The 16,314-nt window shown below is 44.3% G+C and carries 12 protein-coding genes; 4 read left to right on the forward strand and 8 right to left on the reverse strand.

All coding sequences use genetic code 11. From position 1 onward, the window contains the following. Positions 1-1,455, forward strand: coding sequence for a PTS N-acetylmuramic acid transporter subunit IIBC (gene murP, locus R2S67_RS02455; RefSeq protein ID WP_317342019.1), 1,455 nt, complete (start codon positions 1-3; stop codon positions 1,453-1,455). A 148-nt stretch (positions 1,456-1,603) separates the two neighbouring features. Then, complete coding sequence (locus tag R2S67_RS02460) at positions 1,604-2,659, forward strand: porin (protein WP_015313726.1); 1,056 nt, start codon at positions 1,604-1,606, stop codon at positions 2,657-2,659. Positions 2,660-2,748: 89 nt separating this feature from the next. Here the strand turns inward: R2S67_RS02460 and R2S67_RS02465 are convergent, their stop codons facing one another. After that, positions 2,749-3,414, reverse strand: coding sequence for a peptidase E (locus R2S67_RS02465; protein ID WP_317342024.1), 666 nt, complete (start codon positions 3,412-3,414; stop codon positions 2,749-2,751). Between the two features lie 22 nt (positions 3,415-3,436). Then, a complete protein-coding gene (locus R2S67_RS02470; protein ID WP_256949463.1) occupies positions 3,437-4,348 on the reverse strand; it encodes a LysR family transcriptional regulator in 912 nt (303 codons plus the stop codon). Between the two features lie 88 nt (positions 4,349-4,436). Here R2S67_RS02470 and catC point away from each other — a divergent pair, with 88 nt between their 5' ends. Then, on the forward strand, positions 4,437-5,096 hold the full coding sequence (gene catC / locus R2S67_RS02475) for a type C chloramphenicol O-acetyltransferase (RefSeq protein WP_256949462.1): 660 nt from the start codon (positions 4,437-4,439) through the stop codon (positions 5,094-5,096). 54 nt (positions 5,097-5,150) lie between these two features. Here catC and R2S67_RS02480 read toward each other — a convergent pair whose 3' ends face one another. The 4 genes from R2S67_RS02480 to R2S67_RS02495 form a co-directional block, all read right to left on the reverse strand. Continuing rightward, a complete protein-coding gene (locus R2S67_RS02480) occupies positions 5,151-6,830 on the reverse strand; it encodes a FapA family protein (RefSeq protein ID WP_317342027.1) in 1,680 nt (559 codons plus the stop codon). Between the two features lie 251 nt (positions 6,831-7,081). Continuing rightward, positions 7,082-9,109 (reverse strand): tRNA(Met) cytidine acetyltransferase TmcA, encoded by a 2,028-nt coding sequence (locus tag R2S67_RS02485; protein WP_317342028.1) that lies wholly within the window; start codon positions 9,107-9,109, stop codon positions 7,082-7,084. A 105-nt stretch (positions 9,110-9,214) separates the two neighbouring features. Beyond that, positions 9,215-10,189 (reverse strand): ParB/RepB/Spo0J family partition protein, encoded by a 975-nt coding sequence (locus R2S67_RS02490; RefSeq protein ID WP_109169318.1) that lies wholly within the window; start codon positions 10,187-10,189, stop codon positions 9,215-9,217. A 7-nt stretch (positions 10,190-10,196) separates the two neighbouring features. Beyond that, positions 10,197-11,414, reverse strand: a complete 1,218-nt coding sequence (locus tag R2S67_RS02495; protein WP_005374503.1) for an AAA family ATPase — start codon at positions 11,412-11,414, stop codon at positions 10,197-10,199. Between the two features lie 1,240 nt (positions 11,415-12,654). Here R2S67_RS02495 and R2S67_RS02500 point away from each other — a divergent pair. After that, entirely contained in the window at positions 12,655-14,625 is a 1,971-nt protein-coding gene (locus tag R2S67_RS02500) for a replication initiator protein RctB domain-containing protein (RefSeq protein ID WP_005392102.1), read from the forward strand. A gap of 289 nt (positions 14,626-14,914) precedes the next feature. Here the strand turns inward: R2S67_RS02500 and R2S67_RS02505 are convergent, their stop codons facing one another. Both R2S67_RS02505 and R2S67_RS02510 read right to left on the reverse strand, forming a co-directional pair. Beyond that, positions 14,915-15,382, reverse strand: coding sequence for a transcriptional regulator (locus R2S67_RS02505; protein ID WP_134646286.1), 468 nt, complete (start codon positions 15,380-15,382; stop codon positions 14,915-14,917). Next, positions 15,382-16,314 carry an ATP-binding cassette domain-containing protein gene (locus R2S67_RS02510; RefSeq protein WP_104972138.1) on the reverse strand — a complete coding sequence of 311 codons (933 nt, stop codon included), beginning with the start codon at positions 16,312-16,314 and terminating at the stop codon, positions 15,382-15,384. Before R2S67_RS02510 ends, R2S67_RS02505 begins: the two co-directional genes overlap by 1 nt.

Here is a 16,314-nt window from a genome sequence, read left to right on the forward strand (position 1 = left end):
ATGGCAAAAATAACTTCAAACACAGTATCGCAGTTGCTGTCCGCAGTGGGTGGCAGCAGCAATGTAAGCAAATGTGGTAACTGTATGACGCGTTTGCGTTTATCGCTCGCCAACAATGGCTTGGCTGACCAGTCTGTTATCAAGCAAATTCCCGGCGTAATGGGTGTGGTGGAAAGCGATGAGCAATTTCAGATCATTCTCGGTCCCGGAAAAGCTCAACAAGCGGCTGAGATGATGAATCAATTGATCGACAGCTTAACCTCTGGTGATAGTGAAGAACCAGATATGCCGCAACAAGATCTTTCTGCCGTCGCGGCCGAGCAGAAAAAACAGATGAAGAGCAAACAAACCAGTGCGGTTCAGCGTTTTTTAAGCAAGTTTGCCACCATCTTTACGCCGTTGATCCCTGGCTTTATTGCCGCTGGTTTGTTGCTAGGTTTCGCGACGTTATTGGAACAGATGTTTGTTCTCGACCAGACACCAAGCCAGTTTATGTTGGATTTCATCGCCTACATGAAAGTCTTTGGTAAGGGTCTGTTTGCTTTCTTAAGTATTCTGATTGGTTACAACGCGCAGCAAGCGTTTGGCGGCTCTGGTGTTAATGGTGCCATTCTCGCCTCTTTGTTTGTACTGGGTTACAACCCAGAGGCTACATCCGGCATTTACTCTGGCATGAACGAGTTTTTCGGCTTTGCGATTGATCCGCGCGGCAACATTATCGGCGTACTTTTGGCGGCGATCATCGGTGCGCAAGTCGAGCGTAAGGTTCGTCAATACATGCCAGATGATCTGGACATGATCTTAACGTCCGTTATCACTCTGTTGATCATGGGTGCGGTAACCTTCTTGATCATCATGCCAATCGGCGGCGAGCTGTTTAAAGGGATGTCTTGGTTGTTCCTCAACTTGAACGATAACCCATTAGGTGCTGCAATCTTGGCAGGTTTGTTCTTAATTTCTGTGGTATTTGGAATCCACCAGGGTTTCGTTCCTGTGTACTTCGCATTGATGGAAGCACAGGGTTTTAACTCGCTGTTTCCTATCCTGGCGATGGCTGGTGGCGGTCAGGTTGGCGCGTCAATGGCGCTGTATTTCAAAGCCAAAAAAGGCGCTCTACTGCGCACTCAAGTTAAAGGCGCTATTATTCCTGGCCTTCTAGGTATTGGCGAACCATTGATTTACGGCGTGACATTACCACGCGTAAAACCATTCGTTACCGCTTGTATTGGTGGTGCTGCGGGCGGCTTCTTTATCGGCTTAGTTTCTTACCTTGGCTTACCAGTTGGTCTTAATACGGTGTTTGGCCCGTCCGGTATCGTGGCAATTCCTCTCATGACATCAGAAAATGGCATCTTCCCGGGCATGATGGTGTTTGTTGCTGGCCTGCTTATCTCTTACATCGTCGGCTTCCTCGCGACTTACTTCTTTGGCTGCAAAGACGTCGATTTAAGCTAAATCATTCTTCCCCTATAGGAATGGACTAGCTCGCGCCCTTGGCAAACAAGGGCGCCCCCTCTCTCTACTTCACGACAGTTTTTCTTATTCCGTTACTCGGAAGGGGCTTTGTCGTACCTAAAACAATAGAAATGAAAGGTCGTTAATCATGAAAAAGCACATTTTGACTCTACTTCTCCCAACATTGATGGCATCAAATGCAATGGCAGCGCAGCTGTATCAAGCGGAAGATGGGTCAGTTTTAAATATTTACTCTCGTCTTGGTTTCAATGTCACCAGTAAAAATGATGAGCATGGCGATGCAAATGGCGAGTTTGATGGTCGTATTGGTTTAAACGGTTCACAAACCATCAACGAGTACGCGTCGATCATCGGCCAAGCGCAATACCAAGTGGGTGCCGCTGAATACGCAAACCAAGTAAACGACAAACCGTCTCTGACCGCACGTTATGTATGGGCAGGTATTGATGCGAAAGATTATGGTCGCATTACTGGTGGTCGCGTGGCATCTGGATTGATTATGTTTACCGACATTGGTGATGTGTTCGCCTCTTCCGATGTTTCTATGGCGCGCCAAGCGAACAAAGTCGACAAAACCGCGACGCAAGTTTTCCGTCAAGATGGCACGCTGCAATACCAAAACAGCCTAGGTAATTTCGACTTTTCTGTCGCGTACATTTTAGGAAACAACACTTCTGAGCTTGACTACGGTTACAACGCTGCACTGCGTTATACGCTAGACATGGGGAATTTGGGTACCTTGGCACCAGTGGTGGCGATGCAGAAAAATAAAGGTGATGCACGTGAAAGCAACGACACCGATTACACATTCTGGGGCGCAGGTACGCGTTACTACTTAGGTGATTTGATGTTGGGTGCGTTGTACTCGGAAGATGAACTAGAGGGCTATTACTCACAAACTAGTACCGACAAAGTTATGGAACTGACGGCGGTTTACAGTGTAAATGACAAATGGGCACTACGTGCTGGTTATCGTTCTTTAGAAAACAGTGAGGGTGACGAGCTAGAGCTGAAAGATACAACGCTAGAAGTGCAATACAAACTGACGCCTCGTTCTTCTATCTACACAAACTACGTTGATCGTAACGGCTCGCGTGGCTACAGCAATGGACAAGAAGTCTCGTTTGGCGGTGCGCACGCAGACGAAAGCTACTACCACTTAGGTCTGCGTTACGAGCTGTAAGCACGATATTTAATGTAAGTTAGCTGAATCCATGAGCTTCTTCTATGTCCGGTCAGTAGTTATTGCCTTTAATGCTGATTTGAAGAAGCTCACCCTCGCAATATGTTTTCTTCGTTACCTGTTTTGACCAACACGCCTGCATCAGGAAAGCTGGTGACAGTAGCTAACAATTTTCCATCTACAAAGTGCAATGCCGCATAATCGTGAATGCCATAACAAGTGATGCTCGGTTGAGAACGAGCAAAGGCTTGGAAAACCTCAAATTTCTCACCGACATGGGAAAAATGCGCCGCAGCCAAACCGTCAATTAATCCAAGACAACGCATAACTTGGTATGCTTCGGGATCACTGTCTGTCACCGCAAACTCAAACCAACAAATTGCACCAGCGCTCATGCCACAAATGATGATGCCTTGTTCATAGCACTGCTTGAGTATTCTATCGATTCCCCATTCGCGCCAAATGGCCAACATCGAACGCGTATTACCGCCACCGACGTAAATGATGTCTTGTTCAAATAGCGTTTCTTTCCAACCAGCTTCAAACTTAAACAGCGGAAAATGGGTCACGTTTTCACTAAGCTTCGCATCGTAAAAACGTTCAATAACTTCATCAGCGTCTCCCGCGGCTGTCGGTAGAAAACAAATGTTTGGATTCTCCTTACCAGACAAAGACAAAATGTATTGATCGAGCGGACTCGGATGCTCTCCCATCATCCAGCCACCACCACCAATCGCAATACAGTGTTTTCGCATTCCTTTACTTCCTCAATTGTCGCTATTCGCCGACAGAGTATATGTTCCTAAAGTGATCAATGAACGCTCGCGTTCTTCTTGGTAAGTGCTCACGTTTTGGGTAAAGCAGATAAAGCGGCAAAATCGCATCCGTTTGCCATTCTGGCAGCAAACTCACGAGTTGTTCTTTTTGTACAGGGTCGAGTTTAGCCAGTGCAAATTCATCTAACATGGCAACACCACAGCCAGCCAAAGTAGCATCCAACATGGACTGGACAAGATTAAAACTCAGCGTACTTTCTAACTCAATGCTGCACTGCTGCTGAGTTTGCTTATGCGTAAACGTCCATTTATCTAACACCAAGTCGCGACTTTTATAAAGGATGTGCTCCAAGTCGCCAAGCTCCTCTGGCGTACTTACATTTGGTTTATCAGCTAAATACGAGCGATGAGCGATTGGTTTACAGTGTAAAGTGCGTAGCTGATGGCCGACGTATCCCTCTGGAGGATTATCGGTAAAGTAGAATGCGATATCAAACCCAGCCTCAATCAAGTCGAGAGGTGTCTCTGTGAAGATCACTTCGACGCTCACTTGTGGATGCTGCAATCGAAACTCGATCAATGTTTGGCTGAGTAACGCGGCTCCGAAAGAAGCAGACGCCGCTATTCTCAATTTTCCCGATACGATCTCGTTTGCCATGACTTGCTCATTGATCTGCTCAGCGCCTTCGAGCAGTTGCTTTACCTGCTGATAAAACCGCAAACCATCGTAGGTCAAATTAAACTGGCGCGTAGTTCGCTGAATAAGCTGCACCGACAATATCTCTTCAAGCTGTTTAAGTTGCCGACTTACATGCGCATTCGAACAATTCAGGCGCTTTGCCGCGCCAGCAATACTTCGCTCCTCGCACAAAGCGACGTAAAGTGGTACGTAGCTGAGCCATTTTATTTCCATACAGTAATTCTGAATCTCTAAAATCAAACTACTGGAAATAATAGAAAGCATCTAAACTCTGTACAACCTAAATTTGAAAGGATGAGTTATGAGTGTTTTCGACACGTGGTTAAAAGGTCAAATCATTAAAGATCACATCACTAATCCCAATATCATCGTTGGCGATTACAGCTATTACTCGGGCTTCTATCATCAAAAAAGCTTCGAAGAGCAAGCGGTACGCTACTTGTTGGGTGACCCCGTCACACTTCAAGAATGGCAAAGTAGAGAACCCGATAGCATCGACAAATTAATCATTGGCAAGTTTTGTTCCATCGCTTCTGGAGCCACCTTCATGATGGCAGGAAATCAAGGTCATCGCATTGACTGGATTTCGACCTTCCCCTTCTCTCCTGAAGAATTTGGAGAAGGCGTGCAAGACGGTTTCGAGCGTGCCGGAGACACGGTGATGGGGAACGATGTTTGGATTGGCAGCGAGGCGATGATCATGCCCGGAGTAAACATCGGCGATGGAGCCGTCATCGGAGCACGCGCCGTAGTGACGCAAGACGTGCAACCTTATTCGGTGGTGGTTGGAAACAACCAAGTCGTACGTCAACGATTCAGCGATAAAGAGATTGAAACTCTACTCAATATCCAATGGTGGAACTGGCCAATAGAACACATTAAACAAGCAATGAAAGTAATGTGTAGCAGCCAAGTCGGTGCGCTTGCGGACTACTATCAAGAGCACATTGTCGATTTTTAGATAAAAAAGCCCACACATCTTGTTGCGACGTGTGGGCTCAGTGAGTAAGAAAGCTTAAACCGCAGCGACGTCCTCTTCTTCTAAGTTCGCCGAGACTTTAATTTCGTATTGATTGAAACGGAACGAACAACCGCCATGAGTGCGCTTTGTCGTTACTTGTTCGTCGCCAAACTGCACCGTCACGCGAGTGAAGACACGCTCTTTGGCTTCGACAATATTTTCTTCTAACGCGACTTCAAAGTCATGTTCCGTTTGTTCTAGCTTTTGCTTTATCGCTTCAAGCTGCTCGTTGTTTTGTGTTTTCATCACATCAATCTGAGCTTGTTCTTCGCCGGTACGTTCGGCTTTAGGACGTTTCTTAAATTCGAGCTCTTTACGAATCACATCCATCGTTCCTTCTTGAGCGCGTTTGTATTGATCTTTGAGCTCTGCTAAACGCTCCTTAAATGCAGAATAGCGCGCGAACGCTTCTACCTTAGTGGCGGTGTCGCCTTCTACGCCCAATTGTAAGCACACCACTTTGTCACCGACTTTTGCATCTCCGCCGCTGAGCGTGCCGTTCCTACCGTTCGCATCCAACACCATCAGATTGCGCCCACAAACAATATCGTTATTCATGCTGTGCACCGCCAATTCAATATCTTCGCCGGCTTGCAAATCACAATATTGGGCGTAGCTGGCACGAATCGAACCTTTGGCTTTGACGTGACAACTTTTTGGCTGGCCATCACTCACGGTGTGGCCAATGATACCTTTACCAACTTGAATGTCGTCTTGCGCTTGTACGTCAGCCGATTCAATGAAGCCGCCGACAGTAATAGAGCCCGTCGCTTTAACAATCATTCCGGATTCAATGTTGCCACCGATAATCACATTCCCTTTAAATTTCACGTGACCTGTATTCACGCCAACGCTATTGAGACAGAGTGCGTTATCAACTTCAATGGTTTTGTCTTTAATCAGAGGCGTACCGGACACCGATGCGATCAATAGGTTTGGGTCGTGCTTGCTTATCTCGGTGCCCTTGCCTGGCTTCATTGGGCTGTCTTTCCCGGCTTGTGGAGGAATCACTCGCCCTTGAACAGTAAAACCAGGCGTACCTTTGGTCGCAGGCGTGCGGCGCATCACCTCATCGCCTACGTCAACCGCGATAGTTTCACCGAGGTTACGTAAATCAATTTTGTCGCTAGCAGATTGGCCGTCTTTGGGTTTGAGGATGCGTTTGGTGATGTCTTTAACGAGAGGAGTAAAAAGAGCGTCTTTGCCTTTGATAGGTTGCTTACCTACCGCTACAGGTTGAGAAAAAGTTTCGCCGGGTTTGAGCTGAGTGCTGACAACCAACACTTTCTTCAAAGCCAGTTTGTTGATGCCTTTCGAAACTCGCGCTTGAGCAAGGGCTTGAACAATCTCGGGGCCACGTAAACCTCGGCCTCCGTACGCGCCGACAACGTTCATACTGGCGAGCATGTCATTATTCGATAATTCAACCTCAACTTGCGCGTTGCGCTTTTCCGCAATGACGATGCCTTCGTAAGCCTCGGCTTTACGTTCTTTGGCGCAGTTCATGAATCTCACGACTTCCCCCTCAACAACAAACATCTTTTCAGCGTTCATTGCGACGAGCTGCTCGTTTAATTCATTTTGATTTAGCTCACCACCGAGGTCCACTTCTCCCGGAAGACGGGCTATCACCTTGGTCTTATCTTCAGATAACTCAAGACACAGCTTCCACATACCCTTACCACTTTGCTTCCCATCAACACTTTCAGTCTACCCAAATCCGTTTTCTGAACAAACCTCGCATTTCTTATTATAGGGCTCACGTCACTAAAGAAAGTAATCCATCAATAACGGTTAAACAGATATTAAGAGAGCATTTCGATTTAACCTAAAGCTCAATCAAAATACACGCCGAAATAAAAAGGAGCTTGATTTACAGTGTAAAATCAGCTCCTAATAATTTCATTTACAGTGTAAATTTCCCTTTAGTGTTTACAGTGTAAATCGTTCCAAATGTGTCTTACTTCGTCCCTTAACTGCTGCTCAACTTGCCTTCTTCCAGGTAAACCAAATTGCAGAGCACATTCAGTCCAGCTACGGTTAAGAAAAAGCTTACTGATCATCAAGTCGGAAGCGGAGTTCAAACCTAAGTTAAGTAACCACTGCTGAAGCCAAGCAGACACGGACTCATAACTGTTACCACCATCAGCATAGCATTCAATTAGTAATAACTTAGCGGGATGAAGTGGACTCATTCCCAAAGGTTGCGGTAATAGAGCTCGAAAAATAGAGGCTTCTAATTTTGGATAGACGTCAGCCACATTGTTAGACAACATTTCTTCAAATAGCGCCTGAGATTCATCGACCCAAGCCGTCTGTTGGGAATCACAAGGTTTGACCATCAAGACTGAATAACAACCGCTAGCAGCATCGCGCATTGACCCTAAGCGAATTGCACGGAAGTTCGATTGTCGCCAGAAATGGACCAACTCTTCCGTCGCACCGAAACTCGTGGATAAGTAAGCAATGTGTTTAGCCGCCATTTGATCAATTTGCTGCAACATTTTTTGACCGATGCCTCTTCCTTGCAATTCCGGATGAACAGCAATTCTCATGACTCGCAGCGTCGATAGCTTCGCAACATTGGGGAATCCAAGGTGGTTTGCAATCGTAACTGGGGCTAAGTGTCCTTTAGGACGACGCTTACCAAGCTGAATTTCTTCAACCAATTCGGCGTCAAGCCCACCCTCTTCGACCGCTAATATTACCCCCACAACCGCATTATCTTGCTTAGCAAAATAGAGCTGACTGTTGTCGTCTTGCAAAAGGTGAATCAAATCATTCGGCGAGGTCTGATAATGAGCATTAACCAAAAGAGCAAAGCCCTCGCGCAGCAAACTAGGCTGCGATATCAAATCGTCCTTATCGGCTTTAGAAAGGGAAATTGAGTCGACCTGGTTAAGTTGATGGTGCGTCAACTCCGCATCCAACAAAAACGCGTCATAGAGCCATGATTCGAGTGCATCATTCATGCTCCAGCGGATGGGCTGTGTCATGTGCCATGTTTTCATTCCCGAACGCTGTTTCTGAAGCCAATCAACAAATTTAATCGTAAAGCCCCGGCCACAACCTTCATAACCGTGAATAGTCGTAGAAAAAACGAGTCGATGATAATGTTCGGTAATGCTTTTGAGCATAGGAACTGGAATTGCAGCCGCTTCATCGACAAGTAACAAATCACATTCAGGTCGGCTCGATAGAAGTTCGTCAGGAGCAATAAATTGAATGGCTCCCTGCCCTAATTCTAATCTGTCCTTCTTAATACGCAGTGCGTTAGGGAGTAAACGTAAAGCATGTTGGTAAACAGGCTCAACAGCTTTTATAGATGGTGCTGTAATTAAGATTCTAAGTGGCTTCTGCTGTAATAAGTTCGCACACGCAATGCCGAGGGCACTTGTTTTTCCACGCCCACGATCAGCGGTCAAAACTAACGGTCGCTTTCGATGTCCAGTTACCACCTTTTCAATTAGAGAAATGGCATGTTCTTGTTCCGTGTAGTGGCTTTCTTTTTCTGCTTGCTTGATGTCTGGAGCCGTTGGCAATGGTTTGTCTTGCTCAATAACAACGAGCTTCTCCCATTGTTTGTGCATCCATTGCTGAGCAAAATTCGCAGTTTGTCGCGGCTCAGTAATGATAATAAGAAGGCCACCGCCAACCAATGAGCCAAGCGCGGCGGTAAAACTATTTGCGTCAAAGCCATTTCGAGCATCAAACAATAGAACGTCACACTCTCTGCCTAACAACATGTGCCCTTGTTTAGGCGAAACACTGTATGCGTTTTCCAAACCAAAATCGCCGACACAAAACCAACGTTGATACATCTGTGTTTTATGGAACTCTGACACCAATGCATCTTGCCAAGAAGACTCGCCTTGAATGACGATGCCGAATCTTTGGAAAGATTGGTGAGCTTGTTGTTGAAGTGATGAAAGGAAATCAGATTGTGTCTGCATTTTGTCTATCCAACGTTGAACTGACGCAATGGTATCACATCTTTAATTTGACGCTTCTCAGATATAAAAAAACCGCCCGGAGGCGGTTGATTCAATCATCTTTTATTATTGCAGCTTGTTTTGCACAAAGGCAAGAATCTCTTCCATCAAGCTGTCGTCAACTTTCTTCAAGTTCAACGCCAGACTGCTACCTTTTCGGCTGTAGCTTGCTCGACCTTTTACTAAGTCGACTTTTTCGGTCTTCTTGCCAGGTTTTGCTGGTGCAAGCTCAGCAATCCAGTTTTCGATGCTTTCCGTTACTTCTTTTGTCAGACGAGCAACGCCTTGAGCTGTGCTTCGCTGCCATAAAAAGCCTTCGCTAGAGCGACACTTATTTAACAGCTCTTGCTGCTGCTCTGGCGTTAACGTTGAAAACTGTTTGTGCAGTTTCACGATAGTTGGACGACCAAGATCGCCGACATTGGGATACGCTTGAAGCAGTTCTAACGGTAATGCCGCCGCTTTTAAAGCGCCACTTACTAACGCTTCACTGCACTGGAACATTTTCGCCAATGCTTTCTGATCTTCAGCTTCACCACTATCTAGTTTAGCCTGCATCTCTTTACCTTTTTCGTACAAAGAGAGCGGCTTGTGAGCATTTGCCACATCAGATAAAAACTTAGCATGGTCAGTATTGATGTTGTCAGCAACATAAACCAAAAAATCTTGCTCCGCGAGGATACAAGACATGCGACGACGGCTACCATCTAAAACTTCAATCTTGCCATCTTTAGTTCTACGACCCACCGCTGGGTATTGTTGGCCACGCTCTTTGAGTGTGACTAAAACATCAGATAAAGCATGTTCGTTTAAGAACGATTGCTCACGAGCGTTATCAACAAACACCGTTGTTTCTGTCGCGACTTTCTCTGCAGGAATACGAACAAGTTCAAACTGAACAATGTTTTCACCTGCGACAGCTAGCTCAATCGTTTGAGCTTTTTCTTTTGCCGCGGTTTGCGCCTCTTGTGGAGTCACAACACGACGTTTATTCGTTTTACCAAATAATTTCGCGTTTAATTCAGACGTTTTCAAAGCCATTTACTTATTACCCCTGATTCAATGACGGCCAATTAGAATGCAGCACACGCTCTAATTCCAGTGCGCTTTTATGAACAGCATCTTGTGCGGTGGCTAGCGTCTTCTTACCGCCTTCAAAATCGCTTACTGTCAGATCAAATACTGTGCTGTAGGTATCGGCACAGGTTTCAAACGCACGGCTACGAGGGATAGTAGCCATCATAACTTGGTCACCTAGAAGATAGTTCATTTCAGTTAAAACAGAAACTTGCTTCTTATTGTCGTCCTCAAACATGGTTGGCATCAAGCGAACAAACTCAAGACCATTCCAGTCTTCCGGAAACATTTCATATACCGTAGGCAAATGCTGGAAGAAGTTTACTGTTGAAGCCCAGTCCAGACGCTTAGCCGCACAAGGGATTAACAATGCATTTGATGCATACATCGCATTCCATACTAGTGGGTCAACGTGTGGGCCGGTATCAATCATGATGATATCGAAGTCATCAGCAATTTTATCAATCAGTTGCTCTTTTAGCAGACGAACGATATCGAGTGATGGATCTTCAGATAGCGTTTGCCATGCTTCAGCATTAAACATTGCGTCTTCTGGAAACGCTGAAATCGACTTTAAGTTCGGGTATTGCGTTGGCAGTAATACGTTTTTACGCAAAAATTCACTGTCAATTTCTACACCATCAGGCACGTTACCCAACATAATGTCTACAGCAGAATAGATATTGTCATGCTCTGCCATGCTGATTTGTGGGTTGAGGAATAAACGTAGCGAGCCTTGTGGGTCTAAGTCGATTAAACAAATACGGTAGCGTTTATCCAAATTTAGCGCTAAACATGCCGCTAAATGGACCGCTGTCATTGATTTACCTGTACCACCCTTCTGGTTCTGCACGTTAATAATCCAAGGTTTGTTACCTGAATTCTTCTTACGCTCATGAAATTTAGGCACTTCAGCCGCATCCATAAGCATATGTGCTTCTTCTAACGTAATTGAATAATGATTCGCGTTATTTTTAGTAAATTGATGGCCAGCCGCTTCCATCTTACCAATCGCGTCATCGAGCTTACGACGAGTTAAACCTGAACGGGTTTCCATCATCGCCTTAGACATTGGTGGGAAATAGTTATCGCTTCGCTCTTCTAAAACAATTTCAATACGGTCAGCTTGAACCTGCTGAGTCAGCTCCGCCAACTCAAGAAGGTTTTCAATCGTTTTTTCTCTTTTCATGCCAAATTCCGTTGGAAGGATTTATGCTTGCAATTGTACAGCAGTAAAGACCAAAAACAACAAAAAGGTGCACGAACATTTTGAATAACCATCACATAAAAAAACACTCAAATCGACGCTTTTATGATTTATGGTAAAAAACATAACTATTTTTAATTAAATAATCTTCGAATAAATGGACACCTTAAACTTAAAAATAAAAATGTTACAGTGTCACCCATTTACAATGTAAATCAATTTTCTACCGGAACGATTATATTCTTAAGCTAAATTACGGATTATGTTAGGCCAACCTAATTTAAACAAAAAATAGAAAGCAATCTTTCAACATGAACGCTAATAACAACCTTGATCATGTATCCGAGCCAAAAAGGGCAGTTCAAGTGATGTTCCTATGGAAGTATGATCAAGGTATGCTTATGATCATGCTTCCATGATAAAACACAAATACGAAAGCATGATCATGGAAAAATAGAGTAGACGAGGGTGTAAACACGCGGATTAAATAAGATCCATCAATCGGAAATATGATCAAGCTATAGAATCTCTCGGAAGCATGAGTTTTTGTCTCTAATTTACGGTTGAATGCAGTCAGAATGGGGGATGGAGAAGAAATTAGTGGATAGAGAAGCCGGAACAATGAAATTGTTCAAGTTACTATGATAAATCTTACTCTCATGATCATGCTTCCTAAGAATAGTCCGAAACTAGGTTTTACTGCGGAATAAGAGCTACTTGGATGCATTTTCATCACATGAGTAATTTATCATCAATACTGTCTCCAGAACGATAGCTATCTCAGCTCTTGATCATCGATCCGAGTATCAATAACATCGACAATGCTCAATAAAATTCTCATTAAGATCATTATTAAACACAGCATCTGTGGATAACCTGTAAAAACATCATGATCATCGTTTCAAGACTCTTTTGATCATCTTTTCATAAACTTAATGATCATGCTTACGAGCAAATGTGATCATGCTTTCAGGCTATTGTTGATCATAGTTTCAGAATTAACATGATCATAGTTCCGACATGCATGAAAACAATCACTTTATAGAACATGCACTTAGCGGCAAAACGATAGCCAGATCATTAGATCATATAATCAATTAAGATCAGATTAATCAAAAAGATCAGTTATTTAAAAAACAATCTTTTTTCTTTATTTATGATCTGTTTTTCTTTATTCTTCGGAACCATAGCACAACTACGGCTAGTGTGATCTGGATCTAAAATGACGGCTGATGAAAAAATTCTGATTAAAGCACCTAGAAGCCATAAGGATGGCCATCTTTTTGAGGTACATGAATCCTCTGCAGATTGGGTAGAGCAGTACCAACATTTCAAAGGGGTGACCAAAAGCATCTTAGAGTTGCTTAATCTGATCTCATTGCGAGGTTTCAGCAGCAAAGATGGATTGGTTTCAACCACAGAGATTGTGGAAGCAACGGACGGACAACTCACTCGTGCAGCTCTGCAACAACGCTTACGTGCAGCAGTAAACATTGGTTTGTTTACTCAAACTCCAGTGCGGTTTGAAGAAGGACTTGCTGGTAAGACGATGTTACATAAGTTTGTTAATCCTAATCAGCTTATTTCAGTGTTGGGTGCAACAAGTCTTGTTACAGACAAAGTACGCCAAAACGAAAAGCAAAAACGTTCAAAAGCATTGGCTCAAACCCAAGTGAACAAGCGTTTGTTGAATGAACATGGGTTGAATACCCCTCCAACGATGAAAGATGAAGCCGATCAATTTGTCGTGTCTCCAACGAATTGGGCTGGGATCATTGACCAAGCACTTGCACCACCAAGAACTCGAAAAAGTTATCAGAAATCCATGGTGTCGATCTCTGGTACCAAAGCGGTTATTGAAACGCGATCATCCAAAAATATCATGACTGTGGATGATCTGATGACCTTGTTTGCTCTGTTCACGTTGACCGTGCAATACCATGATCATCACAAAGATCAGTATCAACTCGACGCAGCACATGTGCCGAACAAGACGCCGTTATACATTACTGATATTTTGTCGCTTCGAGGCAAAAAAGACAGTGGTCCAGCACGTGATTCTATTCGCGACAGTATTGATCGTATTGAGTTTACCGATTTCCAGCTGCATGAACTTACTGGTCGTTGGCTAAGTGAAAACATGCCAGAAGGATTCAAAAGTGATCGTTTTCGTTTTCTTGCTCGAACCATCACTGCGTCTGAAGAAGCGCCTGTAGAGGGAAGCGATGGTGAAATTCGTATCAAGCCAAACTTGTACATTTTGGTTTGGGAGCCTTCGTTTTATGAAGAACTATTAACGCGTGATTATTTCTTCTTGTTCCCACCAGAGATCTTGAAGCAACATACTTTGGTATTCCAACTGTATTCTTTCTTCCGTAGCCGCATGGTGCGTCGTCATACTGACTGCATGCTGCTGAGTGAATTAAACCAGAAGCTGGCACGTAACATCGAATGGCGACGATTCTCGATGGATTTGATCCGAGAGCTGAAGCGTTTATCGGATGGTAAGGGAACGGATGAACTGTTTGTCGTGAATTTGTGGGGTTATCACCTGACGATCGAAACTATGATCGAGAATGACAAAGTGATGGACTACCAGATCGATATTAAATGCGATGTGGAAGAAGTCTTACGTTATTCACGTGCGCGAACAACCAACGCAGGAAAGCGTAACATGGCGCCTACGCTGCCAAACCCACTTCGTAATGAGATGGTTACCCGACAACAGCTTGAAGAGCTCTCAGGCATCATAGACGGCGAATTTGAGCCTATCCAACGCAAAGCGCCATCTCCAAGAGGGAATTTAGGCCGCCGCGTGAAGCAAAGAAAACACCTGGTAGAGATCAATGCAGACGAGATCACCATTACTTTATCTAAATATACCTCACCAGAGGCCCTAGAACGCAGTATAACGGCTTTATCTGCGATGACAGGGCACTCGTATGCCTCAATCAAAGAAGAGTGCTCTGATTACATAGAGAAGCTTGATTGGCTAAGGGTAGGGGATGAGCCAATTCCTTATGAGACATTAAGCAAAACCGTCGAGCTGTTTAACACTCAAAATGATATCAAGCATCTTACCATTGAGCGCTTGATTGCTGGATTAGCGGTACGTCGGAAGGTGTGCCGTCAAATCTTCGATGGCCACATGGATGAAATGGTATTCCGCGCTCTGGATGAAATGGCGATTTAAAAGCGTTGCTTGATACACATCAAGCAATAGGCGTGGCGTATTGATTTGAAATGTAACAATGTCTTTCGATGATAAAAAACAGACTTAACTCTAACAAATCACTGACATTAGGAGCCAAGCCTGAGACTACTATTTATCACGAATAGACAACCTTTTGTCCTTTCTGATGATTAATAGATTGGCTCATATTGTTACATTCATTCTGAATAGACTTCGCGAGTTTCTCCTCAGGAAACTCGCTTTTTTTTACCTCAAATTCCTCAAAGTAAGCCTTGATCATTTTTCCAGATTAATGAGATAAACCTTGATCATGCTTCTTGGCTTCATTCCAGTGTAAAGAACGCATCAAAGCAACATGCGACTCGATCAAGTTATGTGCTTGTTGTTGCCACTCATTTTGATCGCATTGCTGATTACAAAACTCTAGAGCTAAAACGGTAAGGTGCTGAAGTCGCTTTAAACACCAATCTTTGATCAGAATATCGGTCGATACCTGACATGCCGCTTGCTCGAGCTTTGCGCTCGTGTAAAGCAAGGTTTGATACGCTTTTTGAGGATCTTGGTACCTAGCATGTTGAAACACACGTAAACAACCGTCTAGCCAGCAAGCAATCGCTTTGCTTTGAACTTCGTTTAGTTCTGGGCCAAACACGCCGTCGGGCGCTTGATATAAGATCGTTTCCAGTTTTTCAACTTGATCATGCTTCCGATGTTCATACCACATGGCGATCTGATCTTGCCAAGTCCTCAATTCCATTACGCAGCCTCAGTCCATTGTTTTACATAGTGATTGGGTCCTATTTGATCAAATTCGTCGACAATGATGCTGCTACGACTACGAATTTCATCGGCATCTATCGAATAGTTTGGCTCACTTTTCACTAAGTTACCAAAAGGAAGATCTGGATCGGGAACGGCTGAAATCAATAGTTTGGTGTACGGGTGCTGCGGATTCTTCAGTATTGAGTGTGTATCACCCCATTCAACGATTTGCCCTTTGTACATCACAGCTGTTTCTTCCGCGATGTAGTGTGCGGTCGCCAAATCATGAGTAATGTACAAAAAGCCGATTCCTAGCTCTTGCTTCATGCGCTGCATTAGATTCAGTACGCCTAGGCGAATGGAGACATCCAACATCGATGTTGGCTCATCCGCAAGAATGATTTGCGAACCGACGGCGAGAGCACGTGCTAAGTTTACTCGCTGACGTTGTCCACCACTAAGCTCGTGAGGAAACTTATTTAATGTCTCTTCAGGTAGTTCCACCAAATTTAAAAGCGCTTCCAAACGGGCAGGAATGTCACGTTCACTTTTGATTTGCTTATGAATCTTTAAAGGGCGTGTGAGATGATGGCGAATGGTATGAGTTGGATTGAGTGAGCCAAACGGATCTTGAAACACCATTTGTACTTTACTGCGATACTCTTGGAGCGCTGAACGTGACGTAATCTCATTGATATTAGTGCCATTGAAAAGGATCTCGCCTTCTGTTGCCGGATAGACTTTAGTGATCAAGCGAGCACACGTACTTTTACCGCAGCCTGATTCTCCAACCAAAGCCAGCGTTTTTCCTGCATACAGATCAAAGCTCACGCCTTGGAGCGCACGGAAGGTTTCCTCTTTCGCTAAACCACCGCCTACTCTGAACTCTTTAATCACGTTTTTCATTTGGATGATAGGCTTATTCAT

The organism is Vibrio sp. T13N, from assembly GCF_032970445.1.
Taxonomy (GTDB): Bacteria; Pseudomonadota; Gammaproteobacteria; order Enterobacterales; family Vibrionaceae; genus Vibrio; species Vibrio diabolicus.